This is a genomic window from Streptomyces sp. NPDC020192 (assembly GCF_044388685.1).
In the GTDB taxonomy this organism is placed as follows: Bacteria; Actinomycetota; Actinomycetes; order Streptomycetales; family Streptomycetaceae; genus Streptomyces.
In genome coordinates, this window is the sequence record NZ_JBIRXG010000002.1 from 421,201 (window position 1) to 439,219 (window position 18,019).

General features: G+C 71.4%; 27 protein-coding genes. 14 read left to right on the forward strand and 13 right to left on the reverse strand.

Annotation, left to right across the window (positions count from 1 at the left end; all coding sequences use genetic code 11):
- Positions 1–169 precede the first annotated feature (169 nt).
- From ACH47Z_RS06380 to ACH47Z_RS06410, 7 genes are all read left to right on the forward strand, one after another.
- A complete protein-coding gene (locus ACH47Z_RS06380; RefSeq protein WP_399071106.1) occupies positions 170–751 on the forward strand; it encodes a hypothetical protein in 582 nt (193 codons plus the stop codon).
- A gap of 44 nt (positions 752–795) precedes the next feature.
- Positions 796–1,215, forward strand: a complete 420-nt coding sequence (locus ACH47Z_RS06385; RefSeq protein ID WP_399071108.1) for a hypothetical protein — start codon at positions 796–798, stop codon at positions 1,213–1,215.
- A gap of 44 nt (positions 1,216–1,259) precedes the next feature.
- Positions 1,260–1,691, forward strand: a complete 432-nt coding sequence (locus ACH47Z_RS06390; RefSeq protein WP_399071110.1) for a CBS domain-containing protein — start codon at positions 1,260–1,262, stop codon at positions 1,689–1,691.
- 62 nt (positions 1,692–1,753) lie between these two features.
- On the forward strand, positions 1,754–2,302 hold the full coding sequence (locus tag ACH47Z_RS06395; protein WP_399071112.1) for a type 1 glutamine amidotransferase domain-containing protein: 549 nt from the start codon (positions 1,754–1,756) through the stop codon (positions 2,300–2,302).
- Positions 2,303–2,413: 111 nt separating this feature from the next.
- The gene (locus ACH47Z_RS06400) at positions 2,414–2,833 is read left to right on the forward strand and encodes a CBS domain-containing protein (RefSeq protein WP_399071115.1); all 420 of its coding nucleotides are present in this window, start codon (positions 2,414–2,416) and stop codon (positions 2,831–2,833) included.
- Positions 2,834–2,860: 27 nt separating this feature from the next.
- The gene (locus tag ACH47Z_RS06405; RefSeq protein ID WP_399071117.1) at positions 2,861–3,655 is read left to right on the forward strand and encodes an alpha/beta fold hydrolase; all 795 of its coding nucleotides are present in this window, start codon (positions 2,861–2,863) and stop codon (positions 3,653–3,655) included.
- Complete coding sequence (locus ACH47Z_RS06410; RefSeq protein WP_399071119.1) at positions 3,652–5,046, forward strand: hypothetical protein; 1,395 nt, start codon at positions 3,652–3,654, stop codon at positions 5,044–5,046. The genes ACH47Z_RS06405 and ACH47Z_RS06410 overlap by 4 nt, the downstream gene beginning before the upstream one ends.
- Here the strand turns inward: ACH47Z_RS06410 and ACH47Z_RS06415 are convergent.
- Positions 5,024–5,851 (reverse strand): SigB/SigF/SigG family RNA polymerase sigma factor, encoded by an 828-nt coding sequence (locus tag ACH47Z_RS06415; RefSeq protein WP_399071120.1) that lies wholly within the window; start codon positions 5,849–5,851, stop codon positions 5,024–5,026. The two genes, ACH47Z_RS06410 and ACH47Z_RS06415, sit on opposite strands and share 23 nt — an antisense overlap.
- Before the next feature lie 255 nt (positions 5,852–6,106).
- Here ACH47Z_RS06415 and ACH47Z_RS06420 point away from each other — a divergent pair, with 255 nt between their 5' ends.
- The 3 genes from ACH47Z_RS06420 (at position 6,107) to ACH47Z_RS06430 (ending at position 7,668) form a co-directional block, all read left to right on the forward strand.
- Entirely contained in the window at positions 6,107–6,844 is a 738-nt protein-coding gene (locus ACH47Z_RS06420; protein ID WP_399071122.1) for a UdgX family uracil-DNA binding protein, read from the forward strand.
- A gap of 41 nt (positions 6,845–6,885) precedes the next feature.
- Positions 6,886–7,218, forward strand: coding sequence for a DNA-formamidopyrimidine glycosylase family protein (locus ACH47Z_RS06425; protein WP_399071124.1), 333 nt, complete (start codon positions 6,886–6,888; stop codon positions 7,216–7,218).
- 63 nt (positions 7,219–7,281) lie between these two features.
- Positions 7,282–7,668, forward strand: a complete 387-nt coding sequence (locus ACH47Z_RS06430; RefSeq protein WP_399071388.1) for a zinc finger domain-containing protein — start codon at positions 7,282–7,284, stop codon at positions 7,666–7,668.
- 13 nt (positions 7,669–7,681) lie between these two features.
- On the opposite strand, the gene ACH47Z_RS06435 is transcribed toward ACH47Z_RS06430, so the two are convergent.
- The 8 genes from ACH47Z_RS06435 to ACH47Z_RS06470 form a co-directional block, all read right to left on the reverse strand.
- The gene (locus ACH47Z_RS06435; protein ID WP_399071126.1) at positions 7,682–7,921 is read right to left on the reverse strand and encodes a hypothetical protein; all 240 of its coding nucleotides are present in this window, start codon (positions 7,919–7,921) and stop codon (positions 7,682–7,684) included.
- Positions 7,922–7,948: 27 nt separating this feature from the next.
- The gene (locus ACH47Z_RS06440; protein ID WP_399071128.1) at positions 7,949–8,950 is read right to left on the reverse strand and encodes a Ku protein; all 1,002 of its coding nucleotides are present in this window, start codon (positions 8,948–8,950) and stop codon (positions 7,949–7,951) included.
- 76 nt (positions 8,951–9,026) lie between these two features.
- Positions 9,027–10,118 carry a glutamate--cysteine ligase gene (locus tag ACH47Z_RS06445; protein WP_399071130.1) on the reverse strand — a complete coding sequence of 364 codons (1,092 nt, stop codon included), beginning with the start codon at positions 10,116–10,118 and terminating at the stop codon, positions 9,027–9,029.
- Positions 10,119–10,144: 26 nt separating this feature from the next.
- Positions 10,145–10,510, reverse strand: coding sequence for an ANTAR domain-containing protein (locus ACH47Z_RS06450; protein ID WP_399071131.1), 366 nt, complete (start codon positions 10,508–10,510; stop codon positions 10,145–10,147).
- Between the two features lie 220 nt (positions 10,511–10,730).
- A complete protein-coding gene (locus tag ACH47Z_RS06455) occupies positions 10,731–11,411 on the reverse strand; it encodes an SDR family oxidoreductase (RefSeq protein ID WP_399071133.1) in 681 nt (226 codons plus the stop codon).
- Between the two features lie 47 nt (positions 11,412–11,458).
- Complete coding sequence (locus tag ACH47Z_RS06460) at positions 11,459–11,890, reverse strand: GNAT family N-acetyltransferase (protein ID WP_399071135.1); 432 nt, start codon at positions 11,888–11,890, stop codon at positions 11,459–11,461.
- The gene (locus tag ACH47Z_RS06465) at positions 11,887–12,012 is read right to left on the reverse strand and encodes a hypothetical protein (RefSeq protein WP_399071137.1); all 126 of its coding nucleotides are present in this window, start codon (positions 12,010–12,012) and stop codon (positions 11,887–11,889) included. The genes ACH47Z_RS06460 and ACH47Z_RS06465 overlap by 4 nt, the downstream gene beginning before the upstream one ends.
- Complete coding sequence (locus ACH47Z_RS06470) at positions 11,988–12,362, reverse strand: winged helix-turn-helix transcriptional regulator (protein ID WP_399071139.1); 375 nt, start codon at positions 12,360–12,362, stop codon at positions 11,988–11,990. The genes ACH47Z_RS06465 and ACH47Z_RS06470 overlap by 25 nt, the downstream gene beginning before the upstream one ends.
- Before the next feature lie 113 nt (positions 12,363–12,475).
- On the opposite strand from ACH47Z_RS06470, the gene ACH47Z_RS06475 reads away from it, so the two are divergent.
- The 3 genes from ACH47Z_RS06475 (at position 12,476) to ACH47Z_RS06485 (ending at position 14,829) form a co-directional block, all read left to right on the forward strand.
- Positions 12,476–13,333: an alpha/beta fold hydrolase gene (locus ACH47Z_RS06475; protein ID WP_399071140.1), complete on the forward strand. Its 858-nt coding sequence runs from the start codon at positions 12,476–12,478 to the stop codon at positions 13,331–13,333.
- Between the two features lie 52 nt (positions 13,334–13,385).
- Positions 13,386–14,207: a maleylpyruvate isomerase family mycothiol-dependent enzyme gene (locus ACH47Z_RS06480; RefSeq protein WP_399071143.1), complete on the forward strand. Its 822-nt coding sequence runs from the start codon at positions 13,386–13,388 to the stop codon at positions 14,205–14,207.
- 76 nt (positions 14,208–14,283) lie between these two features.
- Entirely contained in the window at positions 14,284–14,829 is a 546-nt protein-coding gene (locus ACH47Z_RS06485; protein ID WP_399071145.1) for a GNAT family N-acetyltransferase, read from the forward strand.
- A gap of 33 nt (positions 14,830–14,862) precedes the next feature.
- Here the strand turns inward: ACH47Z_RS06485 and ACH47Z_RS06490 are convergent, their stop codons facing one another.
- From ACH47Z_RS06490 to ACH47Z_RS06500, 3 genes are all read right to left on the reverse strand, one after another.
- Positions 14,863–15,642 carry a VOC family protein gene (locus tag ACH47Z_RS06490; RefSeq protein WP_399071147.1) on the reverse strand — a complete coding sequence of 260 codons (780 nt, stop codon included), beginning with the start codon at positions 15,640–15,642 and terminating at the stop codon, positions 14,863–14,865.
- Positions 15,643–15,761: 119 nt separating this feature from the next.
- The gene (locus ACH47Z_RS06495) at positions 15,762–15,974 is read right to left on the reverse strand and encodes a hypothetical protein (protein WP_399071150.1); all 213 of its coding nucleotides are present in this window, start codon (positions 15,972–15,974) and stop codon (positions 15,762–15,764) included.
- Between the two features lie 52 nt (positions 15,975–16,026).
- Complete coding sequence (locus ACH47Z_RS06500; protein WP_399071390.1) at positions 16,027–16,725, reverse strand: pyridoxal phosphate-dependent aminotransferase; 699 nt, start codon at positions 16,723–16,725, stop codon at positions 16,027–16,029.
- A gap of 320 nt (positions 16,726–17,045) precedes the next feature.
- Between ACH47Z_RS06500 and ACH47Z_RS06505 the strand changes: the two genes are divergently transcribed.
- Positions 17,046–17,645, forward strand: coding sequence for a CGNR zinc finger domain-containing protein (locus ACH47Z_RS06505; protein WP_399071152.1), 600 nt, complete (start codon positions 17,046–17,048; stop codon positions 17,643–17,645).
- Between the two features lie 133 nt (positions 17,646–17,778).
- Here ACH47Z_RS06505 and ACH47Z_RS06510 read toward each other — a convergent pair whose 3' ends face one another.
- Positions 17,779–17,997, reverse strand: a complete 219-nt coding sequence (locus tag ACH47Z_RS06510; protein WP_399071154.1) for a hypothetical protein — start codon at positions 17,995–17,997, stop codon at positions 17,779–17,781.
- Between the last annotated feature and the right edge of the window lie 22 nt (positions 17,998–18,019).

An 18,019-nucleotide genomic window follows, 5' to 3' on the forward strand; every position in this document is an offset into this window, starting at 1 on the left:
GGCGAGCGCCTTTCATGCGGGGCGGCGGGATATCGAATTCATGCGCCACGCGTCTGTCCGCGCCTCGGCCGGGTACTCGTCGGGCACTCCGTCGACGAGGACTTGTTCGCACTGCATGCCCAGTGCGCCGAATTCGGTCGAATTCAGAAGCGGCAATGAGGAGGTTCTGATGACGACCACTGAAACGTTGATCGCCATCATCGTGCCCATCGTGGTCATCGTGGCCCTGGGCGCGGTGGGACTCGCGATGCTGGTGAGGCGTCGGCGGCTGCGGGAGCGGTTCGGGCCGGAGTACGACCGGACCGTGAGCTCCGAGGACGGTCGGCTGTCCGGTGAACGTGAGCTGCGCTCGCGCGAGAAGCGGCACGCCGAACTGGACCTCAGGGAGCTGCCCCCAGACGCCCGCGTACGGTATGCCGAGCAGTGGAGGAGCCTGGAGCAGAGCTTCGTGGACGAACCCGATGAGAGCGTCGACGGGGCGGACCGCCTGGTCACTCGGGTCATGGCGGACCGCGGTTACCCGGTGGAAGGCTATGAGCAACGGCTCAAGGATCTCTCTGTCGAGCACTCCAGCACCCTGGACCAGTACCGTGCCGCGCACGAGGTCGCGCTCCGTACCCGGCACGGCGACGCGACGACGGAAGAGCTGCGGGGCGCGATGGTGCGTTACCGCGCTCTTTTCCGGGATTTGCTCAGCAAGTCCGAAGGCACATCGGGTGGATACGGAATCACCGGGCACGGCGCGGCCTGAGAAAACGACGCGGCTCGAGGAAACAGGGAATGAAGTGATGCGAGATGGGAACCGGGCACGACACGAGCTTCACATCGAACACCGAACTGACGACGGAGGATCTGGCCCGCACCGAAGCGGAACCCGAATCCGGCGAGTCACAGGAGCCCGAGCGGCCCGAGGAGCCCGAGCGGGCCGAGAAGCCCGAGGAGCGTGAACAGCCGCTGATCGACCCCGAGAAGGCGGGGTCCTACCGCAAGCGGTGGGAAGAGATTCAGGGCACGTTCGTGGACGACCCGAAGGAGACGGTGCGTTCGGCGGACGCCCTGGTGGCGGAAGTGATCAAGTCACTGGCCGAGACGTTCGCCGCCCACAAGCGCGAGCTCGAGGATGAGTGGAGCCGTGGCGAGGACGTCGAGACCGAAGGGCTCCGGGTGGCGCTCCGGCGCTACCGGACATTCTTCAACCAACTGCTCCAGGCCTGAGGACCGGCTCTTCTGACAGGAACTTTGACGGGAAGGGGATCGCGATGGCCAGGAACGTACGCGACATCATGACCGACGCACCGACGACCGTGTCCGCGCAGATGTCCGTGACGGCGGTCGCCCAGGTGATGCGGAACGAGGGCATCGACCTCGTCCTGGTGCTGGACGGCGGCGACCTGATCGGGATGGTCAGCGATCGCGATCTGGTGGTCGGCGCCGTCGCGGACGGAGCCGACCCTCGGCGGATGCCCGTGGGCCGGGCGGTGCAGCGCGAACCGGTCACCGTCCGCGCGGACGACGACATCGACCAGGCCGCACGGACGATGCGTGACCGGTCGGTCCGGCGTGCCGCGGTCATCGACGACGGCGAACCCGTGGGTCTCGTCTGTGCCGACGCCCCGGCCGCCGAGGCGACTTCGGCACCCACGGTGGCGCCGACACCGGACCTCCACGGCAGCGCCGGACCCGGCGCATGACCGCGTGACCGCATGACCGCATGACGAGGACGGGCGAAGACCGGAAGGAGAGTCGACCGATCATGCGTATCGCGTTTCTGACAGCGCCCGAAGGCGTCGAACAGGTGGAACTCACCGAACCCTGGCAGGCCGCCCTCGCGGCCGGACACGATCCGGTGCTGGTGTCGACCCGCCACGGCGAGGTCCAGGCCTTCCACCACCTCGACAAGGCGGACAGGTTCACCGTGGACGAGGTCGTCGGTGACGTGTCGGCGGAGTCCTTCGCGGGTCTGGTGCTCCCGGGCGGGGTCGCCAATCCGGACTTCCTGCGGCTGAACGACAAGGCCGTCGCTTTCGTCAAGGAGTTCTTCGAACGGGGCCGCCCGGTCGCCGCGATCTGCCACGCGCCCTGGACGCTCGTCGAGGCGGACGTGGTGCGGGGGCGTGAGCTGACTTCCTGGCCGAGCGTGCGGACCGACATCCGCAACGCGGGCGGCACCTGGGTCGACGAGCAGGTCAAGATCTGCGACCACGGGACCAACAAGCTGGTCACCAGCCGCAAACCGGACGATCTGAAGGCGTTCTGCGAGGCGTATCTGGACGTGTTCGAGGAGGAGACGGCGGGACGTTGAGCGCAGGTGAGCGGCCGGCCGGTTCCGGAGTCGTGCGACGGAGCGCGGGTACTCGGAGAGCGGGATGTCGCAACGGACGTCCTCCCGTTCCCCGAACCCGAGGGAGGAAGCATGACTCAGCATGTTCGCGACATCATGACGAAGGACCTCGTCATGGTGGCCCCGTTGACATCGGTGATCGACGTCGCCCAGCTGATGCGCCGTGAGGACATCGGCGACGTGCTGGTGGTCGACGACGGCCGGCTGCGCGGAGTGCTCACCGACCGCGATCTCGTCGTCCGCGTCATGGCGGAGGGCGGGAACACCGGCGACCGGACCGCGGCGAGCGCGTGCAGCGACGACCTGTTCACCGTCACTCCCGATGAGGACGTCGACCATGTCATCGATCTGATGCGGGAGCACGCGGTGCGCCGGGTACCGGTCGTCGAGGGCGACCGCCCCGTCGGGGTCGTCTCCCTGGGTGACCTGGCCATGGTGCGGGATCCCGGCTCCGCGCTCGGGCAGATCAGCGCGGCCCGGCCCAATGAGTAAGGCGCAACCCCACCGGAGCGAGCCGTCATGCAGCGGATGACCCGGGACGTGGCAGGCTCGCCGATGGTCGCCTGGCGGGAGGCCGGGCGGGGGCCGCCTGTGGTGTGCGTGCACGGCGCGGGGATTTCCAGCCGGGAGTTCCGGCCCCTCCTGGAGGCACTCGGTCCGCACCTGGACGCCTGGTCCGTGGATCTTCCGGGCTTCGGAGCCGGCCGCGGGCCGAAGCGACCGCTCGGACTGCGGGCGCTCGCCGACGCTCTGGCCGAGTGGCTGACCGCGGCAGGCCTGGAGCAGGTGGTGCTGCTCGGCTGTTCCTTCGGCTGTCAGATCGCCGTCGATCTCGCTGCCCGGTTCCCGGAGCGCGTCACCGCACTCGTACTGGTCGGGCCGACCGTCGACCCCGCGGCCCGTGGTTTCCTGCGCCAGGCCCTGCGCTGGGCGCGCAACGCACCCCAGGAACGGGCCTCGATGGCGCCGCTCAACCTCGCCGATTACCGTAACGCTGGGCCGCGCCGCCTGGTCGGCGTGTTCGCCGAGTCGCTGAGTGACCGCGTCGAGGACAAGCTGCCGCACGTCTGCGCGCCCACCCTGGTGGTCCGGGGCGCGCGTGACCGGCTGGTTCCCCAGGAGTGGGCCGAGGAGGTCACCCGGCTGCTTCCTGCGGGACGGCTGGCCGTCGTACCGGAGAGCGGCCACATGGTGCCCTATCGGCGGCCGCGGGCGCTGGCCGCTCTGGTGCGGTACTTCCTCGCCCAGGACCAGGTCACCGCGGCCCGTGCGCGGGCCGGCGGACGCGCGGCGGCACGGAGGGCGGCGCGGTGAAGGCGGCCGGATCCGTCGCGGCGTGCGACTCGGCCACCGGCATGCTGCGGGCGCTGTCCCGGTTCCTCCAGGGGCGCGACATCCCGGCCCTCGGGCAGGTGCCGGCGGCCTTCGAGTCGCCGCTGTCCGGGCTGCTCGGCGCCCTGAACCGGCTGCCGACCCCGGTCCAGGAAAACGTCTACGCGCTGAGCGGCTGGGCCGAGGCCATCCCGCCCCGCCGGGCCGGCGAGGTGCGCTCCGAGGCGCTCGCCGAGTGGATCACGGGCCACTATCCCCGGCGCCGCTACCCGGTGATCTTCGTCGGATCCGCCAACGGCGCCCTGGTCCATCTGGCCGCGGCAATCGACGCCGCGTGGCTGCCCCAGACGCTGCTCGTGCCCGTGCGCCGCCACGGCGTGGCCCCGGACGACCCGTGCGGCGACCTCGACGCCGCCCGCGACGCCGGCCATGCCCTGCTCGCGGCCAACCCGGGCCTCGCGCTGCACCACATGCACGATCCCAACAAGGACCGGCTCATGATCGCCGGCATGACCTGCTTCCGGGTCAAGTGGCTGCGCCTGCCGGCCCCGTACCGCCGCTTCATCCTCGACCACCTGGCGCCGGGCGGCCGGCTCGTCGCCGTCGACTGCACCCTGAGCCGGCCCACCACGACGGTCGAGGACCGCTACGTCTTCCAGTTCGGCGCCCTCAGCGACGCCACCGCCGAGGAGTACCACCAGGGCGGCCCGCGTGTCGCCGGCCTGCTCGCCCGCTACGGCGCGCCCGTGCGTCACTGGGACCCGCCGGCGCCCGACGGTGAGAGCCCCGAAGCCGAGTGGGGTCTGCACCCCGCCCTCCTCGACGACCTGGCGGCCTTCGCCCGGCGAGACCGCCTCCACCTGGACGTACTGCGTTTCGACACCCCCCAGCGCCTCAGCCCCGCGGTGGCCGACCTCTGCCGCGAGGCGTACGCCGAGCGCGGCGTGCCCACGGGCCGCCTCCTGGTCGAGTCGTTCCTGCTGCTCGATCCGCGGCAGGCGCTGCGCACGGGCTCGGTGCCGTACTGGACCGTCTTCGGCACCGAGGCCTGCCGTGCCGGCCTGGAGGAGTACCTCGACGGCACCGAGCCGTACGACGAGATCCGCGTCCTGCTCTTCAACCACGGCACCGAGTCCATCGGCTTGGCCCGGGCGGAGGACTGGCGGCGTACGGCCGCCCGCGCCCGCAAGATCGGCGTCCTGACCGGCGTGGACGCCGCCGCCTGCCCGCGGGACTTCGCCAGTCTGGTCCGGTCGCATCAGGCGCTGAGCAGAATCCGTACGCGCTGGCCGCTGCCGCTCCCGCAGGGCGTCGACGCCGCCGTGGAGGCGCTCACCGGACGCGATGAGATCAGCTGGAGCCAGGTGGGGTGACCTGGTCGCGCCGGGCGGCGTCTTGCAGTACCTCGTCGCGTACGCGCCGGCAGGTCCGGCTGATCAGGCGCGACACCTGCATCTGCGAGATCCCGAACTGCTCGGCGATGCGGCTCTGCGTCATGTCCTGGAAGAACCGCAGGTAGAGGATGGCGCGTTCACGCTCGGGGAGCGCCGCCAGGTGGGGTTTGACGGCCTCGCGGTCCACGACGATCTCCAGGGCGGGGTCGGTCCCGCCGAGGGAGTCGGCGAGGTGGTGGCCGTCCGCGCCGCCGCGAAGCCCGGCGTCGAGGGACAACGCGCTGTAACTGTCCAGGGCCTGGAGCCCGGCCCGGACCTCCTCCTCGCTCAGCCGGGCGTGCTCGGCGATCTCGGCGACGCCGGGCAGGCGGTCCGAGACGCTCCCCGACAGGTCCCGGCAGGCGAACCGTACGCGGTTGCGCAGTTCCTGGACCCGGCGCGGTACGTGCAGTCCCCACATGTGGTCACGGAAGTGCCGCTTGATCTCGCCGGTGACCGTGGGTACGGCGTAACTCTCGAAGGCGTGGCCGCGGTCGGGGTCGTAGCGGTCGACGGCCCGGACGAGACCGAGCGCCGCGACCTGACGCAGGTCCTCGTCACTCTCTCCGCGATGACGGAACCGTCCCGCCAGCCGCTCCGCCATCGGCAGCCACGCCTCGACGATGTCCGTGCGGAGCTGGTCGTGCTGCCGTCCCTCGGGGAGCGCGACGAGCCTGCGGAAGGCTTCCTCCGTGTCCGGGGCGTCGTCGTGCGGACGGCGCCGTGCTGTCACTCGAGTGCGCATGATGCCTCGCAGTCCTGTAGGGGGTGGGCGGGCACCGCAGGAGTGCGGACGTGGTCCGGGCAGCTCCGTCCCGGCGACGCGTGCGACGCTCCCACGGACGTGCTTATCCCGTCCGCTGCCCGGGACCGGCTGCCGCAAACCGTCCCGCGCCATGTCCGACGGCCAACGAGTGGGTGATCGTCGCGGCGCGTGCACCCCGCCTCGCGGGGTACCCGGAGCGGCGCGCAGGGGGGGCATGCACGAGGAGGAACGGCCATGGGCACCGATCCCACCGATCCGGCCGAGGGGCACGACGCCTCGCCCTTCCTCCCGGGACGGCGCGCGGGCCTGCCCGGGTTGCGGAAGGCGGCCGCGCAGTGCCGGGGCTGCCCGCTGTACCGGGAGGCGACCCAGACCGTGTTCGGCGAGGGCGACACGGACGCTCGTGTCCTGCTCCTCGGCGAGCAGCCCGGGGACCAGGAGGACCGGCAGGGCAGACCGTTCGTCGGCCCCGCGGGCAGGGTACTGAGACGAGCGCTCGCGGACGCGGGCATCGACCCGGAACGGGTGTACGTCACCAACGCGGTCAAGCACTTCAAGTTCACGGTCCCCGAGGGCCGTAAGCGCCGTATCCACAAGGCTCCGAGCCTGCGGGAGATGACGGCCTGCCGGCCCTGGCTCGTGGCGGAGATCAGGCTCGTGTCACCGGAGGTGGTCGTCGCCCTCGGCGGGACGGCGGGCAAGGCCCTGCTGGGCTCGGGATTCCGGGTGACCGAGCAGCGGGGTGCCCTGCTGCCCTGGCCCGGCCTCGGCGGGAACGGCGAGGACGAGGGGACGGGCACGGCGGAGGAGGGGATCAACGCTCTGGTGGCCACGGTCCACCCGTCCGCCGTACTGCGCGCCGACGACGCCGACCGCTCGAAGGTCTACGACGGCCTCGTCGCCGATCTGCGCCTCGTGGCCGACGTTCTCGCGGACGGCGACGGGCAGGCCCGGACAGCCGAGAGCAGCTGACCTTCCCGACCGACCCTGACGACGTGCTCCGGGAGGCGGTCATGCCGGAGTTGCCCGACGTGGAGGGCTTCCGCGACGTACTGAACACCTGTGGCCGCGGCCGACGCGTCCGCCGTGTCGACGTGCGCGACACCGGCGTGCTGCGCGGGGTCACCGCGCAACGCCTGCGACGGGAGGTCGAGGGACGGCGGCTGGGCCGCCCGTGGCGTCACGGGAAGGTCCTCGTCGTCCCCGTCGACGACGGCCCGGCCCTCGTCTGGCACTTCGGCATGACCGGTGAGCTGGTGTGCGCCGGCGCGGACGATCCACCGGACGCGCACGACCGGGTCGTCCTGGCCCTCGACGGTGAACGACAGCTGCGCTACCGCGACTAGCGCAAGCTCCAGGGCATCCGGCTGTGCCCGGACCCGGGCGCGCTGGAGCGGCTCCTGGACCGGCTGGGCCCCGACGCCCTGGAGATGGCACGCCCGGACTTCCTGGAACTGCTCGCCGGGCGACGCGGAGCCGTCAAGGGCGTGCTGATGGACCAGTCCCTCATCGCCGGCCTGGGGAACCTGCTCAGCGACGAGATTCTCTGGCGGGCGCGCGTGGCACCCCGGCGCCCGGCGCGGGACCTCGACGACACCGAGGCCCGTCACGTGTACACGGCGATGCGTCGCGTACTCGCCACCGCCACCCGCGCCGGCTGCGTGCCCCCGCGCCGTACCTGGCTCACCGGCCGTCGCGACGATCCCGAGCCGGCATGCCCCCGCTGCGGCGATCGGCTGCGGTCCCGCCGGGTCTCCGGCCGCCGCACCGTGTGGTGCGCGCACTGCCAGCACTGACCGCCGTACGACGCTAGCCGGAGGGCTCGTCGGGTACGGGCTGGTCCGGATGGACTCCGGCCTGCCGTGGGGCGCCACGCGGCCCCGCACCGGCCTCGTCCACGTCGGGGACGTCGCCCGTGCCTTCCGCTTCCGGCGTGCGCTCGCCGGCCGTGTGCGGCTCCCACCGGTCCTCCCCGTATCCTGCCTGCTGGTCGGGAGGGTCTCTCGGCACGGGCCGGGGGCCCTTCGTCTGCGGGCGTGGCTTCCTCATGACGTCTCCTGCCGGATCGGCGAATGATCACGAAGCCTTGGCGCGGCCCTGCGCACCGGTGCGCGAGAGCGCTCCGACAAGCTCCTCGCGATTCATGGCGGAGCGGCCCCTGACGTCGGCCTCGGCCGCCAGGTCGTACAACTGCGCCTTGGTGAGCGAGTCGAGCGAGGTCTCCGCCCGCGCACGCGTCCGACGTCCGGTGGTCGCCTTCCTCGACGTGCCGCCCTTCCTCCGGGGCGTGCTCCCCTTCTTGGACTTCGCGCGGTCCACACTGGCCCGCAGCGCGTCCATCAGGTCGATGACGTTCGTGGCCTCGGCCGGCTGCTCCGCCTTCTCGACGCTCTCGCCCTTCTTCTTGGCCTCGACCAGCTCCTGCACCTTTTCGTGGTAGGTGTCGTGGAAGTCGTTCGGGTCCCACTCCATGCTCAACGCGTCGATCAGCTGCTCGGCCGTCTTCAGCTCGCGGTCGGCGAGTCTCACCCGGCCGGGGAGTTCGTCGATCTCGGCGCGCGGATCCCTGATCTCGTTCGCCCAGTGCAACGTGTGCAGGGTCAGGATCCCGGACTCGGCCTTCACCGCGACCAGATACTCCCGGTTGCGCATGACGAAGGTGGCGATCCCCACCTTGCCCGCACGCTCCAGGGCCTTCTGCAGCACGGCGTACACCTTCTCGTACTGCTCGCCCTTGGGGCCCATGTAGTACGTCCGGTCGAAGAAGATCGGCTCGACGTCCTCGAGGTCGACGAAACCGGTGATCTCCAGCTCCCGGGAGCGGCCGGGCGCGATGTCCTCCAGTTCCTGGGGCTCGAGGATCACATAGGCGTCTCCCGCGTCCAGGCCCTTGACGATCTCGTCCGGCGGTACTTCCTCGCCGGTGCGCTCGTTGACGCGTTTGTTGCGCACGCGGTCCGCGGTGCCGCGCTGAAGCTGACGGAACCGGATGGTGTGGCTGTCCGTAGCCGTGAACAGCTGGACCGGCAAGGACACCAGACCGAAGGTCAGGGCACCGTTCCACACAGCACGTGCCATCCCGAGGCCACCTCCGTTCCCTCAGCTTTCCCGCGAGGACCCGGGTACCCAGCGCGGGGCGACGCATACGGCCTTCTCAGCAGCGCTGGGTGCGTCGTACACACTCGGTGACGACATCCCGCAGGCTGCCCGTGCGCTCCATGAGCAGCCGCTGCTCGCGCGCGCCGTTGCCCTTGCCGAACAACCCGGCCATGGCCGCTTCGACGGCGGCCGCGTCCCCGTAGTCGGTCAGCGCGTCACCGACATGCTCCAGCAGGGAGCGCACCACGTCCGCGGCGGGCCGGGGCCGCATGGTCACCGGGTCGAGCAGGTCCTCGTCCAGGCCCGACCGGGCGGCCTGCCAGGCGGCCAGCCGCAGCAGGAAGGCACCGTGGTCGAGCGGTGGTCTGCCCGCCCGCCAGTCGCGTGCCGCCGTCTCCACCAGGGCCCGGGCCAGCGCGGCGACGAGGACGGCGGTGTCCGCGCGCAGGCACACATCCGCCACCCGGATCTCCACCGTCGGGCAGTGCGTGGACAGGCGCGCGTCGAAGTACGCCATCGCCTCGTCGAGGATGACCCCGGTGGCCAGCATCTCCGCCACCCGCCGGTGATACCGCTCGGCGGACCCGAACAGCTCCGTCGGCCCCGCCGACGGCCAGCGCCACCACACCAGGGTGCGGTAGGCGGCGTAGCCGGTGTCCCGGCCCTGGCAGTACGGCGAGTTGGCGCTGAGCGCGCCCAGCACGGCGAGCCATGGACGCAGCCGGTCGATGACGGCCACGCCCTCCGCGTCGGACCCCACCGACACATGCACATGGCAGCCGCACACCAGCTGCTCCTGGGCGGTGATCCCGTACCGCTCGGCCATCCACCGGTAGCGCTCGTTCACGTTGAGCAACGGGCTCACCGGCAGCGGGGACATGGCCAGCGCGGCCACCGCGCACCCGACCTCCCCGGCGTGCCGCGCGGCCTCCGTGCGGCAGCGGATGATCTCGGCGCCGAGCGCCGCCATCTCCGACTGCGGGTGCGTGGCGTATTCCAGCATCTGTCCGAACAGTTCCTTCTCGAACACGCCCTGTCCGGGATCGTCCTGGGCCGCATGGGCGAGGACGGCGGCCGCCATCGCCTTCGGTTCCCCGCTGGCCGGGTCGACCAGAAGGAGTTCCTCCTCCACTCCTACGGTGCGCACCGCTCACGCCACCATGAGCTCGCCCGTCACCGTGCGGCGACCGGGCAGGTGACCGGCGGGGCATTTTCGGCCAGGACGGCCCTTGTCTCCGCCAGCGCGGCGTCCAGTGCCGTCCGCAGGCCGTCGGGCAGCCGCTCGGTCACCACCCAGTCGACGAGGTACTCGGCGACCGCACCGACTCCGATGCCGGTGCGCCGGGACACCGCCGTGAGGACGTCGACGCCCTGGTCGGGGCGGAGTCCGCCGACGGTGATGACGACGCCGATCGCCTGGTCGATGACAGCGTGTGAGAGGACGGCCTCCTGCAGATGGCGGATCTCCCGCCGCACGTCGCTGATCTGGCTCTGGAGATCTCCGCCGCCGGACAGTGCGGCCACGTCCGTGGGGATCATGTGAGCTGTGTGCCGGTAACTCATCGTAATCACGTCCCAGAACTGGCTCGCCGCCGCGAACTGCTGCGGGCGGCGCTCCATACGGCGAGGAGTAATTCCCGAGTACCCACAGGATGCGCCTTCGTGCGCCCTTCGCGGGAGTCCCGCCGTTGGTGCGGCAGGCGCACGCCACGGATCGGACACGGCGGAAATCCGAGCGCGTGGACGTCATGCCTCGACGCTACCCGGTGAGGCCGAGGGCCGCCCTGGTCTGCCGGGTGCGTTCGTCGGCGAGCACTTCCGTCCGGCCCGCTTCGACGGCGTCGAACGTCTGCCGAGCGATCGCCTCCGGGGTGTTCTTGGGGCCGGTGACATGGGCGGCCATGTCCGTGTCGATGTAGCCGCAGTGCATGCCGACGACGAGGACGCCGGTGTCGTGGAGTTCCTCGCGGATCCCGTTGGTCAGGGCCCAGGCGGCGGCCTTGGAGGCGCTGTAGGAGCCCATCGCCGGGTTGGTGAACCAGCTCGCGATGGACAGGACGTTGACCAGGGCGCCGGGCGCGTTGCCGACGAGCAGCGGCGCGAAGGCGCGGCACACGGCGAGCGTGCCGAAGTAGTTGACGTCCATCTCCGTACGGGCGGCAGCCATGTCGGGTGCGCCCAGCAGGGCGCTGTTGGTCAGTACTCCGGCGTTGTTGATCAGCAGGGTCACGTCGGAGCACGTCGTGGCCGCCGCGGCGACCTGGGCGGGATCGGTGACGTCGAGACGGACCGGAACCACACCGGGCTCCACGACCGTCCGCGGGTCCCGGGCCCCGCCGTAGACCCGCCGGGCGCCGTGCTGCAGGAGCATCCGGGCCATCACCTGCCCGAGCCCGCGGTTGGCACCGGTGACGAGCGCCGTCGCACCGTGGATCTTCACGCTGTCCTCCTCGCCTCGCCCGGACCGGTCCGGGCGCAGCTTTCCGATCACGTAGTGGACCACTTGAGATACGTGGCGGTCTCGTGGAACCCGAGGCCGCGATAGAACCCGGCCGCCCTGCGGGTCGGCACGGTCACCTCGACGTCCTGCGCTTCCCTGGCCCTTGCCAGCACGGCCCGGATCAGTGCGGTACCCGTACCGCGGCCGCGCACGGGCGCGTCCACGGTGAGTTCCAGCAGCTCCAGGACCGTTCCGCCGGCGAACAGGGTGGGCATGCGCAGCGCGAGCAGGTACCCGACCACGCGCGTGTCCTGCTCGGCGACCAGGAACTCGGCCCTGCCGTCCGCGGCGGCCTCGATGATCCGGGGGAAGGTGACGTCGTCGAAAACGGCTCGCTCGGGCTCGTAGCTCGTCACGAACCCGCTCAGCAGACGGTAGACGTCCTCGGCGTCCGAGGGCACGGCGTCGCGGACGGTCATGCCGGCTCGTCCACCGGGCGGCCGGTGATCATGACGATGAGGTTCACCTCGCCGAGACTACCGTGCACGGAACGGGAGTTGATCCGGCTCGGGCGGATCAGTCCGGTGTCGACCGTGACCACATCTCCTCGATCTCCGCCATGTGCTGTTCGGCCCACGCACGCAGCGCGGCGAGCGGTTCCTCCAGGGAGAGGCCGAGGTCGGTGAGGCGGTAGTACACCGCCGGCGGCACGGTCGGCGCCACGCGGCGGGCGATCAGACCGTCACGGACCAGGCTCTGCAGGGTGACGGAGAGCATCTTCTGGGAGATGCCCGGCATACGGCGCCGTAGATCCGCGAAGCGGACCTCGCCGGGGGCTTCCTCGGCGAGCACCTTGATGGCCATCGAAGTCCACTTCGTCCCGATCCGGTCCAGGAGCTGCCGTGTCGGACAGAGCGGATCGAAGAGGTCACCGCGCCGTGACGTGGTCACGTCGGACTCACCACCTGAGGGAAAAGTGCCGTCTTGGGGCCTCCACGCTAGTTCCCTAAGGTTGCCTTGTCACCATCGGTAACCACCTTCTGCCTTTCCTTCTGGAGACTTGCATGCCTGAGCTGCGCCGGGTCGCCGTCAACGGTGTGGAGCTGAACGTGGCCCTGGACGGGGCGGGGCCGCCCGTTCTGCTGTTGCACGGATTCCCCCACACCTGGGAGCTGTGGCGGGAGATCATGGCCGGGCTCCGCGACCGGCACACGGTCATCGCGCCGGACCTGCGCGGTTTCGGAGCGAGCAGCCGGGCCGAGTCCGGATACGACGCCGGCACCCTGGCCGGCGACACCGGAGCCCTGCTGGAGGAACTCGGGGTGTCCGGCGCCGCGGTGGTCGGCATCGACGCCGGCACGCCCCCGGCGTTTCTCCTGGCCATGCGGCGCCCGGACCTGGTGCGCCGGCTCGTCGTCATGGAGGCCCTGCTCGGCCGGCTGCCCGGTGCCGAGGACTTCCTCGTGGCGGGCGCTCCGTGGTGGTTCGGCTTCCATGCCGTGCCCGGCCTCGCGGAGGAGGTCCTCAGCGGAAACGAGGCCCACTACATCGACTGGTTCCTCACCACCGGCACCCTCGGCGACGGCGTCCCGCCCCGGATCCGGGACGCCTTCGTCCGCGCCTACACCGGACGTGAGGCGCTGCGCTGCGCGTTCTCGTACTACCGGGCTCTGCCCGACAGCGCGGCGCAGCTGGAGCGGGCCGTCGCCGCCGGAGGGCTGACCGTTCCGACGATGACCGTGGGGGCACACCCCGTCGGCACGGCGTTGGGGAACCAACTCCGCCCCGTCGCGGCCGATCTGACGGAGCGTCTCCTGAAGGACTGCGGCCACATCATCCCACTGCACCGTCCTCGAGCCCTGCTCGGTCTGCTCCGGCCCTTCCTGGCCGGCGCGCCGGTGCCGGACGCTGCCGGAAGCTGAGGCCACGCCGGGGAACTCCTGACAAACGGGAGGTGGTTCGGGCGCCGTACCGGTGAACCCTGTGACGGTCACCGAGCAGGCCCGCGTCGGTGGTCCGGGCCGGGAAAGCGAGTTGATGCTCACCGTGGCGAATGACGACGCCTCCACTGCCCGCGCCGGCTTCGACCCCGCCGCCGTCCTGGCGCACATCGACGCCGCGACGGAGCACCTCCTGCGGACGGCAGCCCGGTTCACCGACGGCGACGTACGCGCACCCTCGATGCTGCCGAACTGGTCGCGCGGGCACGTCCTGACGCATCTGGCCCGCAACGCCGACGGCGGGCGCCGACTGCTCATCTGGGCCCGGACCGGCGTGGAGACTCCGGAGTATCCGAGCCTGGCGGCCCGGGAAGAGGAGATCGAGCGCGGGGCGGGGCGCAGCGCCGAGGCCCTGGTGGCCGACCTGCGTGACAGCGCTGCCCGGTTCGCGGCGGAGTACCGGCGGATGACCTCCGCGGCATGGAAACGCAAGGTTCGCTGGACGCGGGGGCAGGAGCGTCCCGCGGCCCGGGCCGCCGACTCCAGGCTGAGCGAGGTGCTGATCCACCACGCGGACCTGGACGCCGGCTACACCGCCGCGCAGTGGCCCGCCGCCTTCGTCCACGACATGCTCGGTCGGGTGGCCACATCGCTCGGCGTACGGGACGGCGCCCCCGCCATGCGTTTGCACGCCACCGACACCGACACCTGGTACGACATCGGCGGCGCGCGGCCCGCGCCGGTGATCCACGGCGCGGAGAGCTCACTGCTGAGCTGGCTGATGGGACGCACCCCGGGCACCGACCTGACACCACAGGACTGCACGGCACTGCCCGCGCCGCCCTTCCTCTACTGATCCCTCACCGGTCCGCCACCGTGTGCAACAGGTCGAGTCGGCCCGTACACATCAGCCGCCCAGAGCCGGAGGCAGCGTGACCCCCGTCGTTCCCGAGGCCATCCGCACGGGACGGCTGGACCTGTTGCCGTTGTCGGTCGAGCACGCCGACGAGATGGCCGCAGTGCTGTCCGATCCCGACCTGCATACGTTCATCGGAGGGATTCCGGCCACCGCGCAGGCCCTGCGCGCCCGCTACGAACGCCTGGTTGCCGGCTCTGTCGATCCGGCTGTCGACTGGTGCAACTGGGTCATGCAGCTCCGCGATGCGGCTTGCCTGACGGGGACGGTTCAGGCGACGGTCACCGCAAGCGACCACGGACGCGTGGCGGCGATCGCCTGGGTGGTGGGAACTCCCTGGCAGCGGCGGGGCTTTGCCAAGGAGGCAGCCAAAGCGTTGGTCGCCTGGCTGGGAGCGCACGGCGTGCGGACGCTCGTCGCCCACATCCATCCCGATCACAAGGCATCGGCCGCCGTCGCCACCGCCGTCGGCCTTGCCCCCACCGATCAATGGCATGACGGAGAAAGAAGGTGGCAGCTGACGATCCCCACGGCACGCGACCGGCATCCGCGTCCGGGGTGATGCTGCACGGGAACGGCGGACGTTCCTCACGGCCTACCGCGGATTCGGCTGGATCATCGCGAACGCGGCGCCCTGCGGGTCGGTGACCACCGTCATACGGCCGGCCATCATGTCGAACGGCGGTACGAGGACGGTGCCGTTGCGCTTGGTCAGGGCGTCCGTGGTGGAGTCCACGTCGTCGACCGCGAAGTAGGTCAGCCAGTGCGCAGGGGTGTTTGGCGGGTCATTGGCGAGCAGTGTGACGCCGCCGGCCCCCCGGCCGCCGACCCGCAGCTCCCAGTACGAGTCCGCGCCCTCCATCGGCTCGATCTCGATGCCGAACACCTGGCCGTAGAAGGCGGTGGCGGCGGACACGTCACTGGTGTGCAGCTCGTTCCAGGTCAGCGCGCCGGGCTCGTTGACCACCTGTGCGCCGAAGAACTCGCCGGGCTGCCAGACACCGAACACCGCGCCCTGCGGGTCGGCGGCGACCAGCATCCGGCCGAGCGTGCCGACGTCCATGACGGGAGCGATCAGGGTGCCGCCCGCGGCGACGATCGCCTCCTGGGTGGCCTGGGCGTCGGTGGCGGAGAGGTAGCTGGTCCAGACGGTCGGCGGTTCCGGCACCCCCTCGGGTGCCATCGTCGGGCCGATACCGGCCACCGCCCTGCCGCGCAGCGCGCAGACCGCGTACCCGCCGAACTCCGGCGAGCCGGGCCGGCCCTGCCAGCCGAGCAGGTCGCGGTAGAAGTCCAGCGCGGCCTGCTGGTCCTTCGTCATCAGATCGACCCAGCACGGGGTGCCGGTGGCATACGCGGTGGTGACTTCGGGCATCTCTCGCTCTTTCCGGTGAGGTCCCCCAGCAGTCACCCTTGCGCCGCGGACCGGAATCCGCCACCCGAGAGCCGCGGCGGCGATCCGGGGCCGTCACGACCCTGGACCTCACCGAGGACCTACACCTCGTGGGAGGGGACGCGGGCGGCGAGTTCCGCTGCGAAGTGCCGGGCCTGCGCGCCCCAGTCGTGGTCGGTCGTGCCGAAGTGCTGGAGGACGTCGAGCAGCTCGTGTGCCTCCGAAAGGGTGAACAGCGGCAGGCGCGGCTCGCGCGGTTCGTGCATGCCGAATGCGGGATCGAGGAGTTCGTCCATGCCGGGCGCAACGGGCACCGACCGCGCGGGTTACGGGTGTCGGCCGGGCCGGGCGCGGTCTTTGCCGAACTCATGCCCGGCGGAGCCGGCCCAGTGAGGCGGTGAGCCGGGTGAGGCCCTCGTCGAGGGTGTCGAGGTCGGTCGCGAAGGACAGCCGGATGTGTCGGTGTCCGCCGGGGCCGAACTCGCTGCCGGCGCGTACGGCGACGCCGTCCTGGAGGAGATGCCGGACGACCTCGGGGGAGGGGAGATCGACGTCGTAGCGGGGGAAGGCGTAGAAGGCACCCTCGGGTTCGTCGCCGTGCAGGGCGTCCGTGGCGGCGAGGCGTTCGGCGACGAAGTCGCGGCGCTCCTGGTACGCCCGCAGCATGGGCGCGGCCGGCTCGGGCCCGAGGCGCAGGGCGGTGAGGGCGGCGCGCTGGACGGCGGTGTTGGCCGAGAAGTTGAGGGTGCGGTGCACCTGGCGGATCGAGGCGGTGATGTCGGCCGGGGCGAGGGCGCAGCCGATGCGCCAGCCGGTCATCGCGTACGTCTTGGAGAGCGTGGTGCAGTGGATCAGCCGCTCACGGAGGGCGGCGACGGCGAGCGAGGAGGTGAACAGCACGCCCCTGTAGACAAGTTCGGCGTACGCCTCGTCCACAGGGACGAGCGTGTCGGTGCCCGCGAGGAGTTCGCCCGGCTGCAGTTGCCGGGCCGGGAGGACGGATCCGGTCGGGTTGGACGGGGTGCAGAGCACCAGCAGGCGCGCGCCCGGGAGCGCGGCGGACAGTGCCTCGACTCGCCGCCGGCCAGGCGTACGGCGTCGGGGGAGAGGGAGTACGTCGGTTCGGAGATCACCACGCGGTCGCCCGGATCATCACCGCCGACGCCGAAGGCACCCCATCGCCTACCGGCCCCTCACCGACCGCGCCGACATCGTCGAACTCTCCCTCGTCACCCGGGCCGGCACCCACGAGCCACTGGCCCGGGAGTTCCTCCGCATCGCCGCGGACGAGCCGTCCATCGGCAAGACTGCCCAGCTCTGATGAGGAGGTATGCCTCACGGATGCACGCACGCTGTACCGTGAGACGGGCCGTACCATGAAGGGCATGAAGGAATCCGTGACGGAAGAACCCGCTCTGCCGCCCGCGCAGGGCGAGGAAGAGCATCTCTCCCTCGCCCTCGCCAACAGCGCCATCACGCTGGCCGGCGGGCACACGGTCGACCTTCTGCGGACTCCCGCACTGGCGAACCACTGGCTGAACGAACACGGCCTCGCCCCGGTCGACGCGGGCGTGCGGGATCTGTGTGCGACACGGCTGCGCGCGCTGCGTGAACAGGTCAGGTCGCTGTTCGCGGCCCGAGACGCCGGGCTCCCCGCGCTCCCCGCCGCTGTCACGGCCATCAACGACGCGATGACCCGGGTCCCCACGGCCCCGCTGCTGCAGTGGGACGACAAGGCCGGTCCCTACCGCGCCACCCCCCACCCCACCACCGAGATCGTCGACCACGCCCTCGCGACCCTCGCCGCCGATGCCGCCGACCTGCTCACCGGCCCCGACGCCGACCGCCTCACCGCCTGCGGCTCCGCCCCCTGCAACCGCTACCTGCTCCGCCACGGCCGCCGCCACTGGTGCTCCACCCGCTGCGGCGACCGCGCCCGCGCCGCCCGCGCCTACGCCCGTCGCACCCAGCCGCCGACGGAGTGACGGGTCCGCCCGACGCCGGATCCCCGGCGGGCTCGACGGCGACGCTCATCGCCGGCCTCAGGACCGCACCACAGGTCGCGAACGTCGCGGCCTCCTACGCCAACCGCCTGGTGAGCGCGTCCGGCGGCATCGCCTACACCCAGGTCGGGGTCGGGACGGCGATCTTCGCCCTGGCCATGGCCACCGCGGTGTTCGACATGAGCTCCAGAGCCTCGACGCTCGCCCTGATGCCGGGTCTGGCGGTCGCCATCGACCACGTCACCCACAACCCACTGAAGGTCCTGCTCGTCTCGGTCGCCGTGCCGGCTCTGCTGGCGATGTCGTTGAAGCTGACGCTGCCCGACGACAGCATGGCCGCGCCCGGCAGGTCGAAA

What these genes read in the sequence shown, in the direction of transcription:
- ACH47Z_RS06380 (WP_399071106.1), top strand. Translation starts at nt 170, where the DNA reads ATGACGACCACTGAAACGTTGATCGCCATCATCGTGCCCATCGTGGTC.
- ACH47Z_RS06385 (WP_399071108.1), top strand. Translation starts at nt 796, where the DNA reads ATGGGAACCGGGCACGACACGAGCTTCACATCGAACACCGAACTGACG.
- ACH47Z_RS06390 (WP_399071110.1), top strand. Translation starts at nt 1,260, where the DNA reads ATGGCCAGGAACGTACGCGACATCATGACCGACGCACCGACGACCGTG.
- ACH47Z_RS06395 (WP_399071112.1), top strand. Translation starts at nt 1,754, where the DNA reads ATGCGTATCGCGTTTCTGACAGCGCCCGAAGGCGTCGAACAGGTGGAA.
- ACH47Z_RS06400 (WP_399071115.1), top strand. Translation starts at nt 2,414, where the DNA reads ATGACTCAGCATGTTCGCGACATCATGACGAAGGACCTCGTCATGGTG.
- ACH47Z_RS06405 (WP_399071117.1), top strand. Translation starts at nt 2,861, where the DNA reads ATGCAGCGGATGACCCGGGACGTGGCAGGCTCGCCGATGGTCGCCTGG.
- ACH47Z_RS06415 (WP_399071120.1), bottom strand. Translation starts at nt 5,851, where the DNA reads ATGCGCACTCGAGTGACAGCACGGCGCCGTCCGCACGACGACGCCCCG.
- ACH47Z_RS06420 (WP_399071122.1), top strand. Translation starts at nt 6,107, where the DNA reads ATGGGCACCGATCCCACCGATCCGGCCGAGGGGCACGACGCCTCGCCC.
- ACH47Z_RS06425 (WP_399071124.1), top strand. Translation starts at nt 6,886, where the DNA reads ATGCCGGAGTTGCCCGACGTGGAGGGCTTCCGCGACGTACTGAACACC.
- ACH47Z_RS06435 (WP_399071126.1), bottom strand. Translation starts at nt 7,921, where the DNA reads ATGAGGAAGCCACGCCCGCAGACGAAGGGCCCCCGGCCCGTGCCGAGA.
- ACH47Z_RS06440 (WP_399071128.1), bottom strand. Translation starts at nt 8,950, where the DNA reads ATGGCACGTGCTGTGTGGAACGGTGCCCTGACCTTCGGTCTGGTGTCC.
- ACH47Z_RS06450 (WP_399071131.1), bottom strand. Translation starts at nt 10,510, where the DNA reads ATGATCCCCACGGACGTGGCCGCACTGTCCGGCGGCGGAGATCTCCAG.
- ACH47Z_RS06460 (WP_399071135.1), bottom strand. Translation starts at nt 11,890, where the DNA reads ATGACCGTCCGCGACGCCGTGCCCTCGGACGCCGAGGACGTCTACCGT.
- ACH47Z_RS06475 (WP_399071140.1), top strand. Translation starts at nt 12,476, where the DNA reads ATGCCTGAGCTGCGCCGGGTCGCCGTCAACGGTGTGGAGCTGAACGTG.
- ACH47Z_RS06490 (WP_399071147.1), bottom strand. Translation starts at nt 15,642, where the DNA reads ATGCCCGAAGTCACCACCGCGTATGCCACCGGCACCCCGTGCTGGGTC.
- ACH47Z_RS06505 (WP_399071152.1), top strand. Translation starts at nt 17,046, where the DNA reads ATGAAGGAATCCGTGACGGAAGAACCCGCTCTGCCGCCCGCGCAGGGC.
- ACH47Z_RS06510 (WP_399071154.1), bottom strand. Translation starts at nt 17,997, where the DNA reads ATGCTGTCGTCGGGCAGCGTCAGCTTCAACGACATCGCCAGCAGAGCC.